This window comes from Ostreibacterium oceani, from assembly GCF_009362845.1.
In the GTDB taxonomy this organism is placed as follows: domain Bacteria; phylum Pseudomonadota; class Gammaproteobacteria; order Cardiobacteriales; family Ostreibacteriaceae; genus Ostreibacterium; species Ostreibacterium oceani.
In genome coordinates this window covers 73,933-97,961 of sequence record NZ_WHNW01000002.1, presented here as the reverse complement: position 1 = coordinate 97,961, position 24,029 = coordinate 73,933, and the positions used below count along the sequence as shown (strand labels likewise).

Annotated in this window: 22 protein-coding genes, 1 tRNA gene and 1 riboswitch; of the genes, 17 read left to right on the top strand and 6 right to left on the bottom strand. The window is 47.3% G+C overall.

The annotated features are described in order from the left end of the window. Positions 1-15: 15 nt before the first annotated feature. The 6 genes from GCU85_RS02015 to GCU85_RS01990 form a co-directional block, all read right to left on the bottom strand. Entirely contained in the window at positions 16-1,257 is a 1,242-nt protein-coding gene (locus GCU85_RS02015) for a S41 family peptidase (RefSeq protein WP_152808837.1), read from the bottom strand. After that, positions 1,254-1,988: an ABC transporter ATP-binding protein gene (locus tag GCU85_RS02010; RefSeq protein WP_152808835.1), complete on the bottom strand. Its 735-nt coding sequence runs from the start codon at positions 1,986-1,988 to the stop codon at positions 1,254-1,256. Before GCU85_RS02010 ends, GCU85_RS02015 begins: the two co-directional genes overlap by 4 nt. After that, positions 1,985-2,965: a FecCD family ABC transporter permease gene (locus tag GCU85_RS02005; RefSeq protein WP_152808833.1), complete on the bottom strand. Its 981-nt coding sequence runs from the start codon at positions 2,963-2,965 to the stop codon at positions 1,985-1,987. The genes GCU85_RS02010 and GCU85_RS02005 overlap by 4 nt, the downstream gene beginning before the upstream one ends. Then, a complete protein-coding gene (locus GCU85_RS02000; RefSeq protein ID WP_328592781.1) occupies positions 2,962-4,056 on the bottom strand; it encodes an ABC transporter substrate-binding protein in 1,095 nt (364 codons plus the stop codon). Before GCU85_RS02000 ends, GCU85_RS02005 begins: the two co-directional genes overlap by 4 nt. A gap of 154 nt (positions 4,057-4,210) precedes the next feature. Next, positions 4,211-6,235, bottom strand: coding sequence for a TonB-dependent receptor plug domain-containing protein (locus GCU85_RS01995; protein WP_218110475.1), 2,025 nt, complete (start codon positions 6,233-6,235; stop codon positions 4,211-4,213). A 107-nt stretch (positions 6,236-6,342) separates the two neighbouring features. Further along, positions 6,343-6,600: riboswitch (cobalamin riboswitch) on the bottom strand. 186 nt (positions 6,601-6,786) lie between these two features. After that, positions 6,787-6,862, bottom strand: a tRNA-Asn gene (locus GCU85_RS01990). Between the two features lie 353 nt (positions 6,863-7,215). Here GCU85_RS01990 and GCU85_RS01985 point away from each other — a divergent pair. The 17 genes from GCU85_RS01985 to xseA all read left to right on the top strand — a co-directional run bounded on the left by GCU85_RS01985 (position 7,216) and on the right by xseA (position 24,020). Continuing rightward, positions 7,216-7,677: a hypothetical protein gene (locus GCU85_RS01985; RefSeq protein WP_152808826.1), complete on the top strand. Its 462-nt coding sequence runs from the start codon at positions 7,216-7,218 to the stop codon at positions 7,675-7,677. A 72-nt stretch (positions 7,678-7,749) separates the two neighbouring features. Next, on the top strand, positions 7,750-8,352 hold the full coding sequence (locus GCU85_RS01980) for a hypothetical protein (RefSeq protein WP_152808824.1): 603 nt from the start codon (positions 7,750-7,752) through the stop codon (positions 8,350-8,352). An 84-nt stretch (positions 8,353-8,436) separates the two neighbouring features. Continuing rightward, positions 8,437-9,213 (top strand): hypothetical protein, encoded by a 777-nt coding sequence (locus GCU85_RS01975; protein ID WP_152808822.1) that lies wholly within the window; start codon positions 8,437-8,439, stop codon positions 9,211-9,213. 39 nt (positions 9,214-9,252) lie between these two features. Beyond that, positions 9,253-9,915 (top strand): hypothetical protein, encoded by a 663-nt coding sequence (locus GCU85_RS01970; protein ID WP_152808820.1) that lies wholly within the window; start codon positions 9,253-9,255, stop codon positions 9,913-9,915. A 271-nt stretch (positions 9,916-10,186) separates the two neighbouring features. Next, entirely contained in the window at positions 10,187-12,208 is a 2,022-nt protein-coding gene (uvrB, locus tag GCU85_RS01965) for an excinuclease ABC subunit UvrB (protein WP_152808818.1), read from the top strand. Positions 12,209-12,242: 34 nt separating this feature from the next. Further along, a complete protein-coding gene (gene hfq / locus GCU85_RS01960) occupies positions 12,243-12,506 on the top strand; it encodes an RNA chaperone Hfq (protein ID WP_152808816.1) in 264 nt (87 codons plus the stop codon). 65 nt (positions 12,507-12,571) lie between these two features. Next, the gene (hflX, locus tag GCU85_RS01955; protein WP_328592778.1) at positions 12,572-13,897 is read left to right on the top strand and encodes a ribosome rescue GTPase HflX; all 1,326 of its coding nucleotides are present in this window, start codon (positions 12,572-12,574) and stop codon (positions 13,895-13,897) included. 34 nt (positions 13,898-13,931) lie between these two features. Then, complete coding sequence (gene hflK, locus GCU85_RS01950) at positions 13,932-15,101, top strand: FtsH protease activity modulator HflK (RefSeq protein ID WP_152808812.1); 1,170 nt, start codon at positions 13,932-13,934, stop codon at positions 15,099-15,101. Continuing rightward, a complete protein-coding gene (gene hflC / locus GCU85_RS01945) occupies positions 15,098-15,961 on the top strand; it encodes a protease modulator HflC (protein WP_152808810.1) in 864 nt (287 codons plus the stop codon). Before hflK ends, hflC begins: the two co-directional genes overlap by 4 nt. Positions 15,962-15,963: 2 nt before the next feature. Beyond that, positions 15,964-17,157 (top strand): ATP phosphoribosyltransferase regulatory subunit, encoded by a 1,194-nt coding sequence (locus tag GCU85_RS01940; RefSeq protein WP_152808808.1) that lies wholly within the window; start codon positions 15,964-15,966, stop codon positions 17,155-17,157. A gap of 21 nt (positions 17,158-17,178) precedes the next feature. After that, a complete protein-coding gene (locus GCU85_RS01935) occupies positions 17,179-18,468 on the top strand; it encodes an adenylosuccinate synthase (protein ID WP_152808806.1) in 1,290 nt (429 codons plus the stop codon). A 39-nt stretch (positions 18,469-18,507) separates the two neighbouring features. Continuing rightward, positions 18,508-18,945, top strand: a complete 438-nt coding sequence (locus GCU85_RS01930) for a hypothetical protein (RefSeq protein ID WP_152808805.1) — start codon at positions 18,508-18,510, stop codon at positions 18,943-18,945. A 210-nt stretch (positions 18,946-19,155) separates the two neighbouring features. Beyond that, on the top strand, positions 19,156-20,010 hold the full coding sequence (ubiA, locus tag GCU85_RS01925) for a 4-hydroxybenzoate octaprenyltransferase (protein WP_152808803.1): 855 nt from the start codon (positions 19,156-19,158) through the stop codon (positions 20,008-20,010). A 289-nt stretch (positions 20,011-20,299) separates the two neighbouring features. Continuing rightward, positions 20,300-20,923 (top strand): L-threonylcarbamoyladenylate synthase, encoded by a 624-nt coding sequence (locus GCU85_RS01920; RefSeq protein ID WP_152808801.1) that lies wholly within the window; start codon positions 20,300-20,302, stop codon positions 20,921-20,923. A gap of 153 nt (positions 20,924-21,076) precedes the next feature. Then, a complete protein-coding gene (locus GCU85_RS01915) occupies positions 21,077-22,087 on the top strand; it encodes a tryptophan--tRNA ligase (protein WP_152808799.1) in 1,011 nt (336 codons plus the stop codon). A 78-nt stretch (positions 22,088-22,165) separates the two neighbouring features. Then, positions 22,166-22,495 carry a DUF2614 family zinc ribbon-containing protein gene (locus tag GCU85_RS01910; RefSeq protein WP_152808797.1) on the top strand — a complete coding sequence of 110 codons (330 nt, stop codon included), beginning with the start codon at positions 22,166-22,168 and terminating at the stop codon, positions 22,493-22,495. After that, a complete protein-coding gene (xseA, locus tag GCU85_RS01905; protein ID WP_152808795.1) occupies positions 22,458-24,020 on the top strand; it encodes an exodeoxyribonuclease VII large subunit in 1,563 nt (520 codons plus the stop codon). Before GCU85_RS01910 ends, xseA begins: the two co-directional genes overlap by 38 nt. Positions 24,021-24,029 lie beyond the last annotated feature (9 nt).

Below are 24,029 nucleotides of genomic sequence, written 5' to 3'. Positions count from 1 at the left end.
GCCGTGTCTTAGGGGTTACTGGGTGAGCACCAAGACTTTTAGTATATTGAGCGCTTCAAATAACTGTAAATCATTTTTAGCCAACGTTTTTTCAGATGCTTCTTGCGAGCGATTGCTGTTGGCGTCGTCTCGTTGTTGTGGCGGCAAATGGCCCTTGATGTCCGCTTCGCTATAGCTGAGTAAATCAATTTCAGCTTCGCTGACGGTTAATTGGCTGAGTTGGATGTCTGGGGTAATGCCTTTGGCCTGAATGGACTCGCCGTTTGGCGTGTAGTAACGCCCTGTGGTTAGTTTGATGGCATCTCCGTTGCTGAGTGTGATAACGTTTTGCACCGAGCCTTTGCCAAAGCTTGGTTGGCCGACCACAATGGCGCGCTTATGGCTTTGTAATGCGCCAGCGAGTAATTCAGAGGCGGAGGCGCTGCCTTCGTTTATCAAAATAACCAATGGCATATCCTCTGCCATGACATTTTTGGTGGCGTGGATTTTGTCCTCAACGCCCGTGTTTTCATTTTTGGTGCTAACGATTAAGCCAGCGTCTAAAAATTGATCCGCAATGTTAGTCGCAACATGTACTAAGCCGCCTGGATTGTTACGTAAGTCAACGATTAGTCCGTTGATGTCTTCATCGAGTAGCGACTGCAATTGGCGCGCAAACATTTGATCGGTTTTTTGTTGGAACTGGGTGATTTGCAAATAGCCGTAGCCAGCTTCGAGTAATTTGCTGTTGACGCTGGGTATTTCGACCGTTGATTTGGTGACGGTGTACGTTTTGGGTTTTTCCTCGCGGCGCTGCACGGTAAAGGTGACTGTGTCGGTTTCTTTTAGTAGCGTCATTACCTCAGGTAGTGAGAGGTTTTCAATGACTTGGTCATCAATTTTGATAATTTGGTCGCGTGCTTTGAGGCCGGCTTCATCGGCGGGGCTGCCTGGAATGGGGGCAATGATGATGAGTTTGCCATTTTGCATATCGAGTTGTACCCCAAAACCAAAAAAAGTCCCTTGCGTACTGTCGTTGAAGTTGTCCAATTCTGATTGCTTAAAATAAACCGAATGCGGATCTAATCCGCTGAGCATACCTTCGATGGCATAATCTAATAAGGTTTTACCGTCTTTTTCTTCGACATAGTCATTACGAATGACATTGTAAATATCGATAAAATTACGGATTTCATCGACGGGCACGTTACTCTCGGTTTTGGCAGCGGCGGTATAGGTGAGGTGAATCAGTATTAAGACAGCAAATAATTTTTTCATGGGTGTTTTTTTAGGTTGTAAAGGCTGTTGGTTTGTTTATCGATTGTAGCAGATATTTTAAATACTGTGCGTAAATTCTCATTAACAATGACATTTTGCGTTGCATCGTAGGCAGTCATTTGGCCTTTATCCATCAGGATGATATGTTGACAAAAGCGATACGCCAATGCCAAATCATGTAGCACGATGACACACAATTGTTTGGTCGCCAAGTCGGTCAAGAGCTGCATCATATCCATCTGATAATAAGGGTCTAATGCGGCAATGGGTTCATCGGCTAATAAAATGGGGGCATCTTTGATCAGTGCTCTGGCTAAGTGCACACGGGCGAGCTCGCCACCAGATAGCTGAAAAATGGAGGTGTCGAGATGGGGTGTCAATGCAAAAGTCGCTGCAATGGTTTGAACCTTTTGCTGTTGCAGCGGTGCGGGCAGTTTGTCGATTAGCCCCAGTGCAAGCGTCTCATACACGGGCATATCCCAAGCAATCGGGGTGTTTTGTGCGAGATAGGCAATACGCTGTCCACGCGCGAGATAGTCTAGCTTGAGTAACGATTCACCATTGATAAAAACCGTGCCGCTATCGGGTTGGGCGATGCCAGCAAAGCATTTGAGCAGGCTAGACTTGCCTGCGCCATTCGGGCCGATAATGCCGATCAGACCGCAGTCGGGTAGCGTGAGGGTGATGTCGTGCAAGCGGTTGTTTAGCGACAGCGATTCAGTACGTATCATGTGTGTCTTTTGGTTTGGTATTGATAGAGAATCCAGACTAAAAACGGCGCACCAATAATCGAGGTCAATGTGCCGACAAATACGCCGTCGAATAAGGGGACGTGCCAAACAAGTAAATCGGCAATGAGTAGCAATATCGCACCGAGTAGCGCACTGGTTAGATAGAGTTGTGACGGGCGTGTTTTGAGCAGCATACGCGCTAAATGGGGGGCGACTAAGCCAATAAATCCAATGACACCCGTTTGCGGAATGACGGCGCCTAAAATGAGCGAAACGCCAAAGGCATTAAGTAATAACGCATGCCGAGAGCGTATGCCCATGGTTTTGGCTGTTTCTTCGCCAAAGGTCAGTGCGTCAATGTAGCGGCGTTGGCTAAAAATCAACCATAATCCCGCAATGACAAAGGGCATGGATAAGCGCATATCGTCAAAATTTGCCAGCGTGAGCGAACCTTGCAGCCAGTGATAGAGCTCTGCCAGTGCCCAGGGATTTTTGGCATTGGATAAGAGCAACGTGGTGGTGGCAGCGAGCAAGGCGTTGACCGCGACACCCGCTAAAATTAACATGGCTGGGCCGCGTTGATAAGCAATCAAATAAACCACGAAAAATGCAACACTGGCACCCAAGACACCGCCGCCCAACAGCACGAATGTACTGGTTTGTGCATAATACAGTAATAATACGCTAGCCGTACTGGCGCCACTGGCGCTGCCCAATAAGCCAGGGCTAGCCAGTGGGTTTTGAAAAATGCCTTGCATGGCGTTACCCGTAATAGCAAGACAAGCGCCACAAAGCATCGCTAAGCACAAACGCGGCAAGCGAACCTCAAAAATAACGAGGTGTTTTAGGTCCAGCTGGTTACCGTCGGGGGTTTCAATCACGCTGAATGCCTCAATGCCTAGCGTCAGTCCGACATAAACAAGCACTAACAAGATGAGCGTTAGCACAAGATTAAACGGCAAGCGCGCTAATTTCATTGCGACGACCTATGTTGTTGGGGTTGAATGGGTTGCCTGGTTTTTGCGGTGTGCGCCTTGTTCTGGGGACTGTCCTGATGTTTTTCTGTGTCTCTGGCTTTGAGAAAATCGGCGCGCGCGGCGGCGACTTGGGTTGCGCCTAGCCAAATGCCATGGTCATAGCAGCTTAAGTATTTTGTGGCCAGTTTTATGGTAAAAGCGCTTGCCGATAATTGTTGCAGCACGGGATTGTCAGCAAAGGCATTGGCGCGGCTGTAGTGGCTTTGATGGGTGAGGAAAATTAGATTATTGACTGGGTTTGCCAGCAAGTTTTCAATGCTAATTTGTTGGCGTCGGTTAGCTTGAGTTGCGGTGCTCGGTGCGAGATTAAGCAAGTCCAAAAATGGTTGGTACTGAGGCAGTGCTGCCATGAGCCCGCCATAACCAATCACTAATGCCGTATCGTGCGGAAGCGCTGGCAGGGCGTCTTCTAATGCCTTGATTTTGGCAACCAAGGCGCGAGACTGGCTTGGATTGTTGGTGATATTGCCTAGGGTGTTGATGTGTTCAATGAGCGCTTCGGGCGATGTGGTGCTGTCATTTAGCGCAATGACATGAAAGTTGAGCGTGCGCAATTGTCTGGTAAGCTGGGGGTAAAAAGTTTCATTGATTAAAAAAGTCGCATCGGCATAGGGGAGCAAGTCATTGATTTGCGGTTTGACCGTCGGGTGGGTGCGATTAACTCGGTCTAACATTAAATCGGGTCGTGTCGAGTAGGTGGATAATGCGGCAATGGACGCTTCGTTAGCGATTTCAATCAATAACCGATCGCTACATAAAGAGAGCGAAACAAAGCGTTGGGGGCTGTCTTGCGCAGCTACACTGGTAAAGCTGCTGGTGAGACTGAAAAAGAGGCATAACCTGAGCAATAACCTGAGCAATAGCCTAAAGAATAACCTAGTCGCCAGTCTAGGCGCTACCCTAGGGCTAAACAGGCGTGAAATAAGAAGCCACCAGACGCTTGCACGCCTAGTGGCTTTTTTCGGATTGCTTTGTTTTAAGCCGCCCCAGGAAACCCGAATAGGTCGTCTGTGGTGACTTGTGATAAGCATAGCATCAAAGGCAGGATAAATTTGTATCATCTCGGTAACAATAGCATTACATTTTGTTCATTTTGTGTGAATGCCGATTTTTTTGTTATTTTTCCTGCCGCTGGGCTTAGCGCTGCGCTTACCGATAAGTTTACCGCTGCGCTTAGCGATGGGCTTACCATTGGCCTTGATAGCCGATAAAGAAATTGCGCTCAGGCTGCCCAAAGCCGATGGTATTTTCGTAATTTTCATCGAAAATATTGTTGGCGTTGAGGTATAGCGTATGGTGTTTGTTAAGCGTGTAGCGCGTACCGAGGTTAAATACCGTGTAGCTGGGCAATTCCACGCCGACTTGCTGGAACGTGTTGTTGTCAAAATAGGCATCGTCGCGTTTGCCAACATGTGTGACGTCTGCATGGGCTTGCCACTGGTCATTGATTTGGTAGTTTAGGCCGCTGCTTGCTTGGTGTTTGGGGCGACGAATAAGCGCGTTACCATCGGGGTCTTCGCTGTTGGTGTAGGTGTAATTGGCTGATAAAGTGAGTTTATCTGTTAGTTCGCCTTGGTAGCCGGCTTCAAATCCATCAACACGGGTTTTGCCATCGATGTTAAAGGCTTCGCGCGTAAAGTCACCGTTTGCGTCTTGCACCGAACGGGCTGAAATCGCATCGTCTAGGCGGCGGTTAAAATACGTAAAATTAACACGATGGCGATCATCAGTGGTCGTCAGTGTCACGCCCAATTCGCCGCCTAAGCTTTTTTCGGGTTTTAAATTGGGGTTGCCTTGAAAGCCGCCGCCAAAGCCATATAGGTCGATTAGTGTGGGATTTTTGATGCCCGTACCAATGCTGGCGTGTAGGCGTGTCAGGTCATTGATGCGAAAGCCACCGGCGAGACGAAAAGTGGTGTCGTCTTTGAATAGGTCATTGTCATCATAGCGAAGGCCTGCCGAAAAGGCATGGTCATTGTCATGAAACCAGCGATATTCAACCGCGGCGCTGTTTTGGCTGAGGCTGTTGTTACCGTTAAACCCATCCATTTTGTCTTTGGTGTATTCGAGGTAGGCGCTGATAGCTTGTTCGGCCGCACCGTCTTGGTCAAAGTTAACATCAAGCTGGTAGCCGAGATTGCGTTTGTCAGCGTTGTTAATGCTGTCACCAAATCGGCCTGAGAAATAGCTGTTGTTGCTCATGTGGCTGATATAAGCGCGTTGGTGGATGCGGTCGTCAGGGTTGCCGACAAAGCCTTCGAGTTTGATGAGGTTTTCGTTGGTTTTGGTACTGGGGTTGCCATCGTTTTCTTGGCTGAAATCAAAATTGGTATCGCCTGCTTCGCGGATGAGTGGGCCGTTGTCGTAATGACTGGTAATGCTCGTGTGTCGCATTAGCACCTCGATGCCAGCGCGTTCAAAATCAGCGCCCAAGCGGATTGAGCCGCTACCGCTTTGGTAGCTATCGTCTTCGGATGCGCCGCCTGAGATAATCTGCGTGCCTTGGTCATTGGTGTAATGAAAGGTGTTTTCGCTGGCGGCAGAGATGCCGTTGGTGCGTGTTTTATTGGCATTGATGGCGTAGTAAAAAGCCCCTTCTTTGCCGTATAAGCTGACGTTGCTTTCAGCGGTGGCATTAGACCCGCCGCCGAGTTTGACTTTGGCATTGAATGGTTTGTCAGCGTTTTTGCCTGTGGTGGTTTGGATGCTGATGACGCCACCAATTGCCTCAGAACCCCACAGCGCAGATTGCTCGCCGCGTAGGACTTCTATGCGCTCAACATCGTTTAATGATAGGGTGCCAAAGTTATACGCGCCATTTGCCCCAGGGTTATTGACCTTGATGCCATCAATAATCACCAAGGTCTGATCGGAGTCTGCGCCGCGCATAAATACACTGGAAAGCGTACCACGACCGCCGCTTTGTGTGATGCTGACGCCAGGGACTGATTTAATGACATCGAGAACATCGACCGCGTTTAACTGGTCGAAATCTTCAGGCGTTAGCACCGTTACTGAGGAGCCTGTATTGTCCCACTGTGCAGGGGCTTTGTAGGCGGTGGTGACGTAGATGTCATCGAGTTGTTGCGGGTTGGTTTCATCCGCCGTTGCTGGTAAAGCGGTTACTGCGGTTAGGGTTACTGCGGTAAGGGTTAATGTGGTTAGGGTTGAAAGTGATAACACCAAATCAAGAGGAATGATTTTTTGCATGATTTTCTCCGTACTTTTATGGATACAAAATAAAACCATGCCTAGTCGCTAGGCACGGGCAAATCCGCCCTAACGCATTGCGCTAAGATTTTGCACACCCCGTACAAATCACTAGGCGGGCAGCTGGCAGGTCTCCTGACTTGAACGGCAGTATCAAAGCAATCTTCCCAATGGGTTTTGTTTTAGCGGTTACGTGTGGGCGATTACGTGGTTGCGATTACGCGTTGGCGTATTGCCCGAGGTTGCTAATCCAATAACATCAGTGATGTACTTTTGCCTAATATGTTCTCACAGTTGCGGGGGCAGTTTGGTTTTAAACCACATTCCCTATTAAGTGTTATCACACCAGTGCTCAAATATTAATTTACCGTAATTTAGTCGGGTTGTCGATAACAAAAACGACGATTTTTACAAAAAATAAATGTGGCGGGGTAAGTTATCGATAAAGACGCAGTCACAAAGAAGTGATTGCTGGAGAAGTGATTGCAGAGGGTAAGTGACTGCTGGCGGTAGAAATAAAAACAGCCTGCGTATGCAGGCTGTTTGGTGTTTGGCTCCCCGAGACGGACTTGAACCGCCGACCAAAAGATTAACAGTCTTCTGCTCTACCAACTGAGCTATCGGGGAAAGTGCGAGGTATTTTATAAGACTCTCTTAGGTGCGTCAACAAAATTGTCAGAAAATTATCACAAACCCAGTAAAAGGGTGGTAGGCAGTGTTGTCTAAGCGCTAGAAACTAGCAACTAGCAACAAATTATGCTATGTTGGAAGTCTTAAGTTTTTCGGTGCGATTTTTTGGTGTAAAGGCTTTCTCACCAGCTAATCCGACATAATCCGACACAATCCGACACGCCAGTGGGCGTTTTTCATTGGGCGTTTTTCATTGGGCGTTTTTCAGTGGGCGTTGTCTCTGGCTGTTAACAACACCCAGAGCCATCAAAAACCACCCAAAACCACCCAAAATCAAGGAGCAAAAAAAAATGAAAGTAGAGACCATCAGTCAATTTGTCGATTGGACACACGAATACCATTTGCAGCTTGCGAACTGCATGCAAGCCTGTGCAGTACAGAATAGTGACGCACGTGCACAAATGTTGCTCCACTATATCGCAGGCCATGAGCTCGCCTTATCGAATATTTTACAAGGCTATCTCGGCGCGGATTTTGGCAATGCGCTGAATAGCTGGGTGTATGAATATTTTGAAAAATCTCCGCTGAGCGGCCACGAACACGGCTGCCAAGCGGAGTATGCATCGCTTGATAGCCGTGCGATTTTGGATAAATATATCGAACAGACTAACCACGTGATTCATTTTTATAACATGCTAAGCGAAAAAGCCAACCAAACATCAGGCCATGCGCTATTGGTTGATTTAACCCAGGTGCAATCACAGCATATCAGACAGGTAGTGCAAGGCGCTAACCGAATGGATGATATGTGACAAGGGCAAGATGAATGGTGGCGTTATCGATTGAGATGATACTAAAACAGATTTTCGATACTGTGGACTTTGATGCAAAATAAATGGCTTGTTCTTATAATTCCTGTCTTACTAATTGGGTATGGTATCAGTCAGAGTTGGTCCGCCATATTTTACCCAATTGTTGTTATAGTTTTTATGGCTTATTTTTTGCTGGATTTAGCCAGAGATTTTATAACGTATAGGCTAGTTTATCATGTTGTGTTTATTGTTAGTCTCTTCATTTATCTAGTTATAGATTATGCCTTGGCTGATAATTTGTTTTTTTTCTGTATGTTTTTTTGGATTTTAGTGAATTTGATTTACGGGATGTTTTATTTTTTAAGGACAAGCATTATTACGCGAAGATATTCTGTGTCATTAAAAACATTGTTTGATTTATTTCCAATCGTTATTTATGGAGTGATGATATTAGTTAGTTCCAGCGACGCTAGAGTCATTGAAAATAATTTGCGGCATAATGATGCAATTAAAAATTGTATTGCGAACAATTGCTCTGCTCAGTCAATTGAAGTGACACAAGGTGTTACGACAATATTATTGCGCATTAATAAGCGCGAAGAATGCTACTCTGTCACTTCTTATTTTAGCTGGCCAAGTATAAAAAACATGAGTGTTGGGTGTCCTGATATTTAGCTTTACTTTGATGGACTGACGGGGATACCCGATAGGATCGCGGCGGCGTTCGCGCATGGGTTTACCCAAGGGGCGATTGGTCATGTGGGCGGTGGTGACTTTGGGGCGAGTTTTGCGAGTGCGTTTATTGGTAAGCTCGCGGGGCCTGTGGCGAGTAAGCTAGAAAAAGCCATGCCAGGTGCGGGATATGTGGCTTCTGCCTTAATTGGTGGGACGACCTCGAAAATCGCAGGCGGTAAATTCGCTAACGGCGCGATTACTGGGATGATGATGTTTGCAGTGAATGACCTGCAGCAGAATAAGTCTAGGCGTTCACAAACACCAAAGAAGCCAAAACCTGACATTGATGCTGGTGATAAAGTCATTGGTGTGGGTGGTTTGCTTGATGATTGGGTCGGCCCAGTTAAGGGACTTTATGAAGAAAAGTTCTTTAATGAGTATGTTGAGTGGCACGATGTCAGTGACCGCTTGCCCGAGTTAGTCGGTCAATATGAAGGGCGTGTTACGGTTGTTGCCCATAGCTGGGGTGCTGATGAAACCATGAACTTGGTCGCTGATGGGATGCAAGTTCATCAGTTAATCACAGTAGATGCCGTAGGATGGACGCGCCCTGATTTGCAGGCTGTTGCCAATAACGCAGTTATCTGGACTAATTTAGATTCAACTGGTACGCTATTTAGCAGTCCTGCTGATTTTATCGGCACGGTGGGGCGTAGTTACAACAATGCCCCCTTGGGCTATGCTGATAATTTTTATCGGAGCAATGCTAATCACGCAGTCATATGCGGCATTTATTGTAATCCCGCTAATCATAGCTTTCAACCTGTGAGCGGGTTTGATATTTGGCGTGTTGATCCATAATGAATGCGATAGCGTTATACAGATAGGAGAGTGAATGAAATGAAACAATTATTATTCAGAGGGTTGGTCGTATTGTTATTATCCACCGCAACAGTAGGCTGTGCGACCAAGATATCTAATGACCTTCGAGTTGAAGGGCTACATTTAATTGAGGCTGATGCCCCTCGCCGTAGTTTTAGTCCTAACCGACATTACGTGTCCTTTCAGGTCAGTACCGAGCTGGACCTTTCAAAGAGATTTTTTTCTCGATATTTTGATGCAGCATTCTTTGAGTGTTCGGTGGATCAAGAAGACCTATTTGCACTAAAAAAGAGAAGCGCGATGCGGGGTATGCCTGAGTTCAAGTTCACTGCGTCATTTGGTTATCATTTGGCACCAAACCCTACTATGCTTGTTCGCTCACTGTCCCATTCAGAATTAGCTGATGTAGTGACACCCCCAATTGATTTTGATCGCGTATTAGTGCCAGAGAATATCGTTTTCTTTGAAATTGATGTGGTCGACGTGCGTCTTGGCGAAGGGCGTCGTTACAAAGTACTCGATTTAACAAATGAGGCGGAAGACTTATGCTTTTTTGCGTATAGTGCCCCTTATTACACTAATAGAATCAGCGAAATGACGAATATGGTGCGGATTGATAGCGCTGCATTTAGGCGGTTATTGGAAGGGGTTGAGATACCACCGATAGATTTATCTGAGTGATTTTTATCACGACTTACAATGGCTTATCTGATGGGGCGTTGATGCTATAAGTCAGTATTCATTGCCCTATTGATTGTTAGTTGTCGTTAGTTTTTGATTTTATTTCCTATCGCATTATTGCTGTGACAATTAAATGGTGATTTTTTGGGGTGAGCGGCGGCTTTATTTTGAATCTGCGTTGTGATAGTTTTGTTTTTTCATCCGATAACTGCGATAATCAGCAGATTCATAACAACCAATCCTCATAATAACCCCCATAATCTGATACCTGATGCCCCAATTTTCGATTGACCAACGCCCGTTTGAATTAATCACTGACTATGCACCCAGTGGTGATCAGCCGACGGCTATTAAGACCTTGCTAAATGGGTTAGAGGCAGGGTTGGCGCAACAAACCCTGCTGGGGGTGACGGGTTCGGGCAAGACCTTTACGATGGCGAGTCTCATTGCCAGCACCAACCGCCCCGCGCTAATACTCGCGCAAAACAAAATACTGGCGGCGCAGCTTTATGCCGAGATGAAGGCGTTTTTTCCGCATAACTCGGTGGAGTATTTTGTCTCGTATTATGATTATTATCAGCCCGAAGCGTACGTGCCTTCGTCGGATACGTTTATTGAAAAAGACGCGTCGATTAACGAGCAAATCGAACAAATGCGCCTATCGGCGACCAAATCCATCCTAGAGCGCCAAGACACGATTATTGTGTCGTCTGTGTCGTGTATTTATGGACTGGGCGACCCTGAGGCGTATCTCAAAATGGTGGTGCATTTGGTCGAGGGCGATGCGATTAACCAACGCGAATTACTGCGGCGGTTGGCACAGTTACAATATGCGCGCAATGACATAGCCCTAGAGCGGGCGACCTTTCGCGTACGCGGTGACGTGATTGATATTCGCCCTGCCGAATCAGAGTGGGAAGCGGTGCGTATCGAATTATTCGATGACCAAATCGAATCCATTCGCTATTTTGATCCGCTGACAGGTGAGTATCTGGGGCGCGTGCCGCGCGTGACGATTTACCCCAAAACCCACTATGCCACCCCCAAATCTACAATTGACGACGCCGTTAAATCCATCAAAGTCGAGCTAAAATCACGACTAGCCACGCTAACTCAGGAAAACAAACTGGTCGAGGCGCAGCGGCTAGAGCAGCGCACCCTGTTTGATATTGAGATGATGAACGAATTGGGTTATTGCACGGGGATTGAGAATTATTCGCGGTATTTGTCAGGGCGGGCAGCAGGGCAGCCACCACCGACGTTGTACGATTATTTGCCTGCCAATGCGTTGTTATTCATTGACGAAAGCCACGTCACGATTGGTCAGCTCAATGGCATGTATCGCGGTGATCGTTCGCGCAAAGAAACGCTAGTAAATTATGGATTTCGCCTGCCATCGGCGCTAGATAATCGGCCATTACGCTTTGAAGAATTCGAAGCCATGGCACCACAGACCATCTATGTCTCGGCAACGCCAGGCGATTATGAGCTGACGCATTCGGGGCAAATTGCCGAGCAAATTGTCCGCCCAACGGGGCTATTAGATCCACAAGTCGAGGTCAGGCCTGCCACGCACCAAGTCGATGATTTGCTATCAGAAATTCCAGCCGTTATCGACCAAGGCGAGCGCGTGTTAGTCACTACGTTGACCAAAAAAATGGCAGAGAATTTGACCGAATATTTGGACGAACATGGGGTGCGTGTGCGGTATTTGCACTCAGATATTGACACGGTGGAGCGCACCGAAATTATCCACGATTTGCGGCGTGGGGTGTTTGATGTATTGGTCGGGATTAACCTATTGCGTGAAGGGCTGGATTTGCCCGAGGTGTCTTTGGTGGCGATATTAGATGCCGACAAAGAGGGGTTTTTGCGCGGTGAAAAAGCGTTGGTCCAGACGATTGGTCGTGCGGCACGGCATGTCAATGGTCGTGCTATTATGTACGGCGATAAAATCACCAAATCCATGCAGTTTGCAATTGATGAAACGGCGCGGCGGCGCCAAAAACAGATAGCCCATAACGAAGCCCACGGCATTACGCCAACCAGTATTAAAAAAGCCGTCGCTGAGAGTTTGGTGGGTGGTTTTGTGGGGAGTAAGTCCTTGCGCAACAAGCGCGGACAAGGCACAGACGAACAAGGGCAGCCGCTGCCGCCGTTACCCTTTAACGAAGCCATCAAGGCAATTGAAGCGCTAGAAAAAACGATGAAAACCCACGCAGCCAATCTAGAATTTGAAGCAGCAGCAAATATCCGTGACAAAATCAAAAATATTCGAGATAATATGTACTGAGTCATAATTAACTACTACTATAAAGGTGACCTAGATGGCAACACAGTCTTTACAAGACCCTTATCTCAACGCGCTACGCAAAGAGCGCACGCCAGTCGCAATTTTTTTGATGAATGGCATCAAGCTTCAGGGACAAATTGAATCATTTGATCAGTTTGTTATCCTGCTTAGGAATAATACCAGCCAAATGATATACAAGCACGCCATCTCGACGATAGTGCCTGCACACGCGGTGCGAATCCCGCGTGAGAATGAGTCGGCTGACAAGGCAGATGCGCCAACGTCTGAGTCGCACTAAGTGGTGTTGTCGGTGTTTTGCCTGGCAGTCGTTCGGATGGCGGCACTACGCGGTTTAGATCATTAGTGTTTGATCGACCGCAATCAGGAGAACGTGCGTTACTGGTTCAGGTTTCGCTAGAATTTTTATTAAGTGAATCAGACCGCAACGAATTCGCTGAACTCGCCTTGTCAGCAGGGGCTGAGATACTAGACTCGGTACCTGTTACCCGAAAAATCGCCAATGCCAAATACCTTATCGGCAAAGGCAAAGCCGAAGAACTACAGGCAATGGTCGTCGCCAATGACGTTGAACTGGTGTTATTTAATGCGACGTTATCGCCTTCCCAAGAGCGAAATTTAGAAGCCTTGTTGCAATGCCGTGTGCTGGATCGGACGGGGTTGATTTTGGATATATTTGCCCAACGGGCGCGCTCACACGAAGGTAAGCTACAAGTCGAATTAGCCCAGCTAAAGCATCTATCAACGCGCTTAATCCGAGGTTGGACGCACCTAGAGCGCCAAAAAGGCGGTATTGGGTTGCGCGGGCCAGGCGAGACCCAGCTCGAAACAGACCGCCGATTGTTAAATGCGCGAATCAAACAAATCGAAAAACGCTTAGAAAAAGTCGGTTCGCAGCGTGAATTGGTTCGCTCGGGGCGCAAGCGCAAGCAATTTCCCACGGTTGCCGTTGTCGGCTACACCAACGCGGGCAAGTCAACGCTATTTAATGCGCTGACTGATGCCAAGGTGTATGCCAAAGACCAATTATTTGCCACCTTAGATACCACCATCCGCCAGCTAATCCCCATCGACAAAGCCCCTGTGTTGATGACGGATACGGTTGGGTTTGTTAGTCATTTGCCGCACGAATTGGTGGCGGCGTTTAAATCTACACTACAAGAAACCGTCGAAGCCGATTTGTTATTGCATGTGATTGATGCCGCCGATGACCGCCATATTGAACACGAAATCCATGTGCGAGACATCTTAAAGACGATTGGCGCAGACGATGTGCCTATGATTCGCGTGTATAATAAGATTGATTTAACGGGGCAGCCCGCACAAATCATCGAAAATGGCGGCGAGGTCAAAGCTGCGTTTGTGTCTTCGTTGACCAAAGCAGGGTTATCCGAGCTGGCGGCAGCGGTTAGGGCGCATTTATACGGCAAAACGAGCCGTTTGGTGCTGAAAATCACGCCTGCGGATGCGGCGTTAAGGGCGCGGTTGTATGCCTTGGGCGAGGTTGAATCTGAGCAAATAGACGAGGCAGGTAATATGATGCTGTGCGTCACGTTGTCGATGACACAAATCGAGTCGCTGAGACAAGAATTCTCAGAAATTTGGCAAGTATTAGATGAATTTAATGCAACTGCAACCGACAATGCTTGCATGTCATCGTCAGACCGCTAAAATAGACACACATAATTTCTAACCGAGGAACGTAATGAGTCAAGATAATGACCCGTGGGGAAATCGCCCTAAAAATACTGAAGGTAATGAACTCAGTGGTATTTTGAATAAATTAAAAGAAAGCTTCTTAGGTGGTGGTAACAATAATCAGCCTGATGGCAATAAACCCAATGGCAAATCCGAGCTCCATATTCCCAAAAAAGCCATTGCGCCAATTTTGGGCGTTGCTGTGTTGTTATGGGGTGCGTCGGGGATTTATATTCTGCAAGAGGGTTTTCACGGCGTTGAATTAACGTTTGGCAAACACACAGAGACCGCCGTACAACCAGGGATTAACTTTCATAAACCTTATCCTATCGGTAAAGTCAATAAAGTCGATGTCGGTAGTTTAAAAACCATCGATACCGGTGACGCATCGGGGAATTCGAGACGGCAAATTCTGACCTCGGACGAAAATATCGTCGAAGTCAGTTTGGCGGTTCAGTATCGCGTGGGTAACGCCGAGGATTTCTTGTTTAACTTGAATGGTCCCGAGCGGGTATTAGAAGAGGCACTCGCGTCTTCGGTACGTGAGGTCGTGGGGGCTAATAACGTGGATTATGTCTTGACCGAAGGGCGTAGCGAGTGGCCTGCGCTGGTTAAGCAAAATTTGGTTGATACGCTAGAGCGCTACCAGTCGGGTATTTTGGTCGAGCGGGTTGAGCTGCGAGACGCCAAAGCCCCAGACGAGGTGCAGGCGGCTTTTGATGATGCGGTCAAAGCCCGTGAAGATGCCGAGCGTTATGTGCTGCAAGCACAAGCCTACCGCAATCAACAAATTCCGTTGGCGCGCGCCCAAGCCAAAGAAATCACCGAACGTGCCGAAACGCACAAAGCCGAAGTCATCGCCAGAGCAACGGGGGAAACGACTCGGTTTAATGATATTTTGACGAATTATCGAATGGCACCTGAAATTACACGCGACCGCATGTACATTGAGACGTTGCAGTCGGTTTATAGCCGCGTGAATAATGTGATTGTCGATACGGGTGAAAATGCCCCGATTTTGTATTTGCCCGTTGGTGATGCCCAAGGCAAAACAGAAGCCCCTGTGCCAGTGAATGCGCCCCGTCATACCTTGAACCAGTTGATTCAAGACGATAAAGATGCCGCGCAGGAGAAAAAACCGACCAATCAAAGCACACAGCAGAGGTTAACACGATGAAGATTAATTTGACTTGGTTAGTCGTGGGGCTGGCCGTTATTTTCCTTTTATTATTGTCTAGTGTGTTTATCGTTCGCGAAGGGCATACGGCGATTAAAACGCGAGTGGGTGAAATTACGGCCAATGACATTGAGCCTGGGTTACACTTTAAAATACCGGGGATTGAAAGCGTCATCCGCTTTGATGCGCGCTTGCAGACATTGGATGCGCCATCTGAGGCCTTTTTTACCGCAGAGAAAAAAGAACTCATCGTGGACTATTTTATTGAGTGGCGAATCGTTGATACGCAAAAATACTGGGTCGCAACGCGGGGCGCTAAGCCACGGGCAGAGAGTATTATCGAACAAATTGCCAACAACCAGCTGCGGGGTGAGTTTGCCAGACGGACCGTGAAAGAAGTCGTCGCGGGTGATCGAGAAGAAATCATGCAGTCAATTACCGACACATTGTCAGGCGAGGTCGGGTCACAAGGGATGCAAGTCGTCGATGTGCGGGTCAAGCGTGTGGAGTTTTCTGATCAAATCAAAGGCAATATATTTGACCGTATGCGCGCCGAACGTGAGCGCGTGTCCAACAGTATTCGCGCCGAAGGTCGAGAGCGCGAGGTCATTATCCGCGCCCAAACGGACAGAGAAGCCAATATTATTCTGGCCAATGCCAACCGCGATGCGCAAATTATCCGTGGTCAAGGCGATGCAGAAGCAACAAAAGTGTATGCCGATTCATTCTCTCAGGACGAATCATTTTATCGCTTTCAGAAAAGCTTAGAGGCTTACCAAGCGGCCTTTAATAATAAGTCAGATACGTTTGTTACTTCACCTGACTCGGAATTCTTTAATTTCCTTAAAAACAAAGAGTAAGCATGGGCAGTGATTTTCGTGCATGGATGCTGCCCGAAGGGGTGGTTGAATATTTGCCAACAGATGCCGCTACGCTAAATCGTCTGGAGCAAGTCGCGCTATCGACATTCGCGCATTGGGGGTACCAACCGTTACGTCCCCCCATGCTGGAGTATATTGATACGTTTGTCGAGGTCAACCCGCAGGGTGATTTGCTCGAGCAAACCTTGCAATTCAAAGACCAAAAAACAGGCAAACAACTGGCGATACGTGCCGATATCACCCCGCAAATTGCCCGTATTGACGCGCATTATTTGCGCACCCAGCAAATTGCGCGCTATGCGTATGTCGGCGAAGTGGTAAAAAGCCTGCCAACAGGGCACGGACGGCACCGCAACCCCAGTGTGGCAGGTGTCGAGTTATTTGGCAGCAACCATATCGAAGCCGATAGTGAGATTATCAGCTTGCTGATTGATTATTTACATGAAATCGCGTTACGTGATTTTGTGATGAGCTTGGGTAATGTCGATGTGCCAGTCGAATTATTACGCGCGCTGCATGTCCCTGAAAGCCTGTACGGTGGGTTTTTTCAAGCGTGGTCACGCAAAGATGGCGCGGCGCTCAATGATTTGGCTAAACAGTGTCGGCTGTCAAACCAACAAACACAGTGCTTGACCCAGTTGATTGATTTGCACGGTGGTGCTAATATTTTGGCGACCGCGCGTGAAATCTATGCAGAATATCCGTCTGTTTTGGCTGAATTAGATAAGCTGCAGCAGATTAGTGCAGCGCTGCGCGTACGACATCCAACGCTACAGTTACATATTGATTTGAGCGATGTGCATGGCTACGGCTACCATAACGGCATTATTTTTGCTGCTTATGTTAATGGATTGTGGCAATCGATTGCCCGTGGTGGTCGTTATAATGGCGTCGGCGATGGCTTTGATTGCAGTTATCAAAATCGCCCTGCGACAGGGTTTAGTTGTAATTTGAATTTGTTGACGCGTGTCGTGCCACGCCAGCCTGCAACGCAGCGGGTTATTTGTTGTGATTTGCCAGATAGTCCGACATTAAATCAATACGTGAGTCAACTACGAAAAACGGATATCGTGATTCAAGTGTTCGCTGATGGCGTGCTGTCAAATCAGCGGTGTACGCACAAAATTATTACTCAAGACCGCGATGAATTTGCTGTCGTTGAGTGTTCTTATTAATTTCAGGTAAGCGGTAAAAATATGCCCAAAAATGTTGTAGTGATTGGCACCCAGTGGGGTGATGAAGGAAAAGGAAAAATTGTTGATTTGTTAGCGCCAAGATGCCAAGCGGTTGTTCGGTTTCAGGGCGGGCATAATGCTGGGCACACGCTAGTGCTGGACGGCAAAAAAACGGTACTGCACCTGATACCTTCGGGTATTTTGCACGATGACACGGCGTGTTTTATTGGCAATGGCGTGGTGCTGTCCTTGGCTGCGTTGCATGAAGAAATGCAGACGCTTGCAGGGATTGATGTTACGGCGAAACTGAAAATATCCAGCGCCTGTGTGTTAATTTTGCCATCGCATATTGCGCTGGATAAAGCCAGAGAAGCAATGCGAGGCGAAACGGCCATCGGCACAACAGGTCGCGGCATAGGGCCTGCCTACGAGGACAAAGTTGCAAGGCGTGCGATTAAGCTATATGATTGTTTTGATAAAAGTAACTTGCGCGAAAAAGTCAAACGATTGGTCGGCTATCATAACTTTTTATTAACCAATTATTACGATGCAGCGCCTATTGATGCGGATGCAACCTTTAAAGAATTGGTTCGCTTATTTGATGGGGTTTCATCGATGGTAACTGATGTGTCGGTTGCCTTGGCAGAAATCCAACAGCAGGGCGGTAAAATCTTGTTTGAAGGCGCACAAGGCGCAATGCTAGATATTGACCATGGCACGTATCCTTTTGTCACATCATCGAATACCTCGGCAGGAAACGCCGCATCAGGTACAGGGTTAGGCCCAAGCGATGTCGGGCATGTGTTAGGGATAGCCAAAGCCTACACGACGCGAGTGGGCGCAGGTCCTTTTCCGACTGAGTTATTTGATGAAATCGGTCAACGTATCGCAAAAATCGGCTGTGAAATTGGGGCGAGTACTGGCAGAGCAAGGCGCTGTGGATGGTTTGATGTACCAGTGATGCGCCGTGCGATGATGAATAGCGGTGTCCATTCGCTATGTATTACAAAGCTTGATGTGCTTGATACACTTGACGAAATTAAAGTCTGCGTGGCGTATGAATCTGACGATAAGCAAATTGATATTGCCCCCATTGAGCCACAGGCCTTTTTGGATTGTCGTCCAATTTATCGGACGTTTGAAGGGTGGCAGCAATCGACATCAGGCATTATGGATTATGAGGCGTTGCCTGAAAAAGCCAAAACCTACCTAGCAGCATTGTCTGACTTGCTAGGTGTTGGCATTGACATGGTTTCAACCAGCCCTGATCGCAAAGACACCATTATACGCCGCGACATTTTGGCGGATTAATGGATTATTAATCTGGGACAATAGGTGAGGTAACAACGGATGAAAAATCGAGGCAAGTACGTATTATTTTTATTGACAGTCTGGTTTGCAACTTACAGTCAAGCGGTGGGCTTTGGTCTGATACAGGAAATGCTAAATAACGGCAGTTTATCGCAAAAAGACTATGAATTTAAGCGCGATAAATCGTCACAAATCGTGGGGGCAGAGGCCGAGAGCAAACAACTAGCAGCAGTCAAATCATTCACTGGCAAGGCGCATGGCATGGTGTTTCAGTACCAAGGCACCACCAGCAAAAAAATCAAACGCCTATTTAAAATTGATAGAAAAATTTGTAATTATGCCACCGATAAATATTTTGACAGTATTGGTGATTTGAAATTAGAAAAAAGCGCATTAAACTCACTGGATGAAAAGGATTTGTACCGACTGCGTTTTAAACGGTGTATGCAAAGCGAAAGCTGGCGTATTGCTAGGTGATTAACGTAATCGACGGTAAGCGATAAGTTCAACGGTAAGTTCAACGGTGCATCAACAACGATACCCCAACAAGAATGCCCCTTCGCTTGATACCCTATGCCACGGCATTAAGCGGGGCAACTGAAATGAGCTGCTTTGCGTGAATCCTGTTGCTCTGTTGTCCTGTTGCAATTGAATCAATAATCAATAATCAATAATCAATAATCAATAATGAAGCCAACCCTAACCGCTATTATTCAGCTGATGCGTGCCGATAGACCAATTGGTACGGTGTTGCTTGCAATGCCGATGCTATGGGCGTTGTGGCTGGCTGCAGACGGCAGCCCGTCGGCATTTTATACCGTGATTTTTTTAGTAGGTGCTTGGGTCATGCGCAGCGCAGGTTGTGTGATTAATGATTTTGCCGACCGAAAGATAGATGGGCATGTACAGCGAACACAGCAACGCCCGTTGGTCCAAGGCATAATCAGCGCGCGAGGGGCGTTGATTGTCTTTGCTGGTTTACTGCTCATTGCCTTTTTTCTGTTATTGTTGTTACCCGCTCGTGCGATGTTGCCTGCGGTAATCACGGTCATGCTCGTGTTGTTGTATCCATTGACAAAACGATTTTTTGATTGCCCACAATTAGTCCTTGGGATGGCATTTTCGTGCGCGATTTTGATGGTGTATATCACGATTTTGGGGCGTCTGCCTGTCTCAGCTTGGCTGTTGATGCTGGCATCTATCTGTTGGACGCTGATTTATGATACACTTTATGCCTTGGTTGATGCGCCAGACGACGCAAAAATTGGCGTCAAATCAAGCGCGCGGTGGTTTGGTCGGCAGACAAAAACGATATTGCTCGTGCTGATGGGGGTTTTTTTGGGATTAATGGCAATCATCGGATTAATCAATCAAATGGCGGGTTATTATTATCTGGGGTTATTGCTGGCGGCGGGGTGTTTTTGTTATCAAATGCAGTTGTATCAGCAGCAAACGGGTGAAGCGTTTTTTGCCGCGTTTTTGAATAACCAATGGGTTGGCGTGCTGATTTTTTTGGGCATTATGTTGAGCTACTTGCCCTAGTTATTCGCCTGAGTTATTCGTCCGAGTTATTTGTCTGTATATCGGCTGTTTACCATAAAGCGATGAATTAACTCTCAGGGCAAGCTGTTATCAGGTATAATAGCGATGGTTAGTAGTGATGGCTGATGGCTGGGCTGGGGCTCCGAGCGTTGATTAGCAGCCTATTAATTGTCCATTAACTGCCCATTGATGCCCATTGATGCCGCCACATTCGCATTGATGCAGTCAATCGGGTCTATGTCTGCTGTTATCCTGTTTATTTTAATTATTTTCAAAATGTTACCTGTCTATGTCACGAGTTATTTATATCCACCCTGAAACCCCGCAGCAGCGCCTAATCAACCAAGCGGTTGACGTACTCAATGACCAAGGCGTCATCGTATTGCCCACAGATTCAGGGTATGCGCTGGCAACGACTGTCGATAATAAAAAAGGCCAAGATCGGATGGCAGCCATTCGTCAGCTGGAAAAAAACCATTATTTTTCGCTACTTTGTGCGGATTTGTCGATGATATCGCAATACGCCAAACTCGATAATGCGCAGTATCGTCTGTTAAAGACGGCGACGCCAGGGCCCTATACCTTTATTTTGCAAGCAAGCGTAGAGTTACCTAAGCGACTGTTTGGTAATCGCCGCAAGACAATCGGTATCCGCGTGCCTAATCACCCGATTGTCCAAACCTTATTGACTGCATTTGATGGCCCCTTGTTATCAACGACGTTGATTTTGCCTGATGCCGAGATATCAGAATTATTTGCCGAAGATATTTACGAGAAAATTGCGCACCAAGTGGATTTGATTATTGATGGTGGTGGTACAAATTTCGCACCGACCACGGTATTGGATATGTCAGATGGCATGCCGCCAGTGCTGATTAGGCAAGGGCAAGGCGAGGTGAACGCGTTTTTGTAGCGCATGTTTTGCACGATAGGTCGATAATGCGAGCGGTCGATAATGCGAGCGACTGACAAATGAAAAATAGACTGAAATGACACAAAAAACCGCAATGATGCGTATAATAGGCGCTTTTAGCAATGAGTAATTTTAAAACTGATGACAACCCCGATGACTAAAAAACGTATTTTAACGGGCATTACGACCACAGGTACCCCGCATTTGGGCAATTATGTTGGCGCGATTCGTCCCGCAATCGAAAGCACACAAACCCGTGGCGATGAGAGTTTTTTCTTTTTGGCAGATTATCACGGTATTATTAAATGCCATGAACCTGCTAGAATTCAGCAGGCGACTCTGGAAATTGCGGCGACGTGGTTGGCTTGTGGGCTAGACCCGGCAAAATCCAACTTTTATCGCCAATCAGATGTGCCCGAGACAATGGAGCTAACTTGGGTGCTTAATTGTGTGGCTAACAAAGGGTTGATGAATCGCGCCCATGCCTACAAAGCGGCGGTAGATGAGAATAAAGCCAAAGGCCAGCAAGAGCTAGACCACGGCGTGACGATGGGATTGTTTGGCTATCCTATTTTGATGAGCGCTGATATTTTGATATTTAAATCAACCCACGTGCCCGTGGGTAAAGACCAAATCCAGCATATCGAAATGACAAGAGATATTGCACAGAAATTCAACCATACGTTTGGCGAAGTATTCCCGTTGCCCAAAGCAGTGGTGAATGAATCAACGCAATTACTTGAAGGGCTTGACGGGCGTAAAATGTCTAAAAGTTATGACAATACCATTCCGTTATTTGTCCCTGAAAAGCAGTTGCGTCAATTGATTATGAAAATCCAAACCAACTCACAAGCACCGGGTGAACCCAAAGACCCTGATACATCAACACTATTTCACTTATACCAAGCATTTGCCGATGCTGCTGCTGTCGCTGATTTGCGCCTGCGCTATGCCGAGGGCATTAGCTGGGGCGATATGAAGCAATTATTATTTGAAACCATTAATCACGAAATTGCGCCAATGCGTGAAAAATACGATGCGCTGATGCAGCGTCCCGAGTATATTGAAGCCGTATTAAAAGCGGGGGCTGATCGTGTGCGTCCGATGAGCCGTATGTTGTTGCAAGAAGTCCGTCAAGCAATCGGGATTCGCCGATTGTTTTAGCGGCTTGTTGTTTTAACGGCTGTGCTTTGCGGGTAAGCAGATAAGCAGATAAGCAGATAAGCGAGTAAAAAGATAAAGATGACAGACAGTAATCAAACTGAAATGACGGTAGATATGGCGCGTCCATTGGCGGTGATTTGTGTGGTGTTGATGCTCGGGTTTGCTGTTTTTTTTATGACCCACTTTTTTTCAGCGTTATCACAATCGATGGCAGTACCGTTGGTGCTGCTCGTCATGGCAGTGATCGTGTTGTTGCTTTTTATTCCTATGCTTTTGACACTCAATAAATTTATGGCGAAAATCCTGTGTCCGCATTGCGGTAAGCCATTTTTTGCCACAGTTAGGGCGATGTTTTTACGCCCGAGTGACTGTGCGCATTGCCATCAACCCCACGCAAAAAACGACTGACGCTGATATCATGGCAGCGGCTTTTTCAACGATGGATACTCCTTGTCTTTCTCCTTCGACGTACCAAGAGGTGGCGTTAACGGTTACCGAATTGAATGCCATGATTTCTGACACGCTGGAATCCGCATTGCCAGGATTTTTGTGGATTGAGGGTGAGGTCTCAAATTTTTCATTGGTCGCCAGCGGACACCGTTATTTTTCGCTCAAAGACAGTCGTGCGTCGGTGAGCTGTGCGTTATTTAAAGGTCAAGCCAACCGCATTGCTAGACCCGTGCTGTCGGCGCTATCCAATGGCGACAAAGTGACTGTCAAGGCGAGTGTCAGTGTCTACCAACCGCGTGGGCAATACCAACTCATCGTCCACGATGTTGAGCCAGCTGGGTTTGGTGCGTTGGCTAAGGCATTTGCTGCGCTCAAGGCTAAGCTAGATGCTGAAGGCGTTACCGCCGCATCCTACAAAAAAGCGTTACCGACTTGGCCGGCACAGATTGCATTGGTGACATCCGAAACGGGGGCGGCAATCCGCGATGTGCTGACTACGCTAGCGCGGCGTGCACCGTTTATCCCTGTCAAGGTTTATCCGACCTTGGTGCAAGGTGAGCATGCCAGCCAACAAATCGTTAAGGCATTGGCACAAGCTAACTACGATGCCTGCCAAGATAACTGCCAGGATGACCGCCATGCTGATAACTGCATTATTTTGCTAGTGCGTGGCGGTGGGTCGTTAGAGGATTTACAGGCATTCAATGATGAAGCCGTTGCCTACGCCATCGTCAATAGCCAAATACCCGTCGTAACGGGCGTAGGCCATGAGACCGACTTTACCATTGCCGATTTTGTCAGCGATTATCGCGCACCGACACCAACGGGTGCTGCCGAGGTGGTCAGCCCGGACCGTGTTGCGTTACTGACGCTGTTAAAGCAAACCGAGTCGCGACTATATCGTTTGCTAGATGAGACAATACACCAGCAGCAACGACGCCTAATCGAGGTGAAGCGACGGCTGATGCAAAAGCACCCACTACGCCAGCATCAACAAAATAGCCAGCGCCTTGATGAGCTGGCAAACCGCCTGACTCGTCAGCAAAATCAGTATGTAACTATGCAGCGTAATCAATTGGCGTATTTGCGCAAACGATTGGCGACGCAATCACCAAATCAGCAATTGGTGCGTTTAAGGCATCAATTGCAAGGCTTGACGCAACGATTAGTACGCCAGCAATCACAGCTGCTGATACCGCCCCGTCAACACTTATCACAACTGACCTATCGACTACAGCAGTTTAACCAGCGCGCATCTCAAGAATCAAATCGATTGTCTCAGCTGAATGCACGGCTACAGCTTTTATCACCGCAAGGCATGTTGGATAGGGGGTTTGTCATTGCGTTTGATGAGCAAAACCAAGTCATTGATCGGGCCAACACGCTGGCAACAGGTGCTAAGCTTAGACTGCGGTTTGCCGATGGGCAAGCCGATGTGATGGTTCAGCAAATAAAAGTGAACCAACGAGAGATAAAGCAATAATCACAAAGC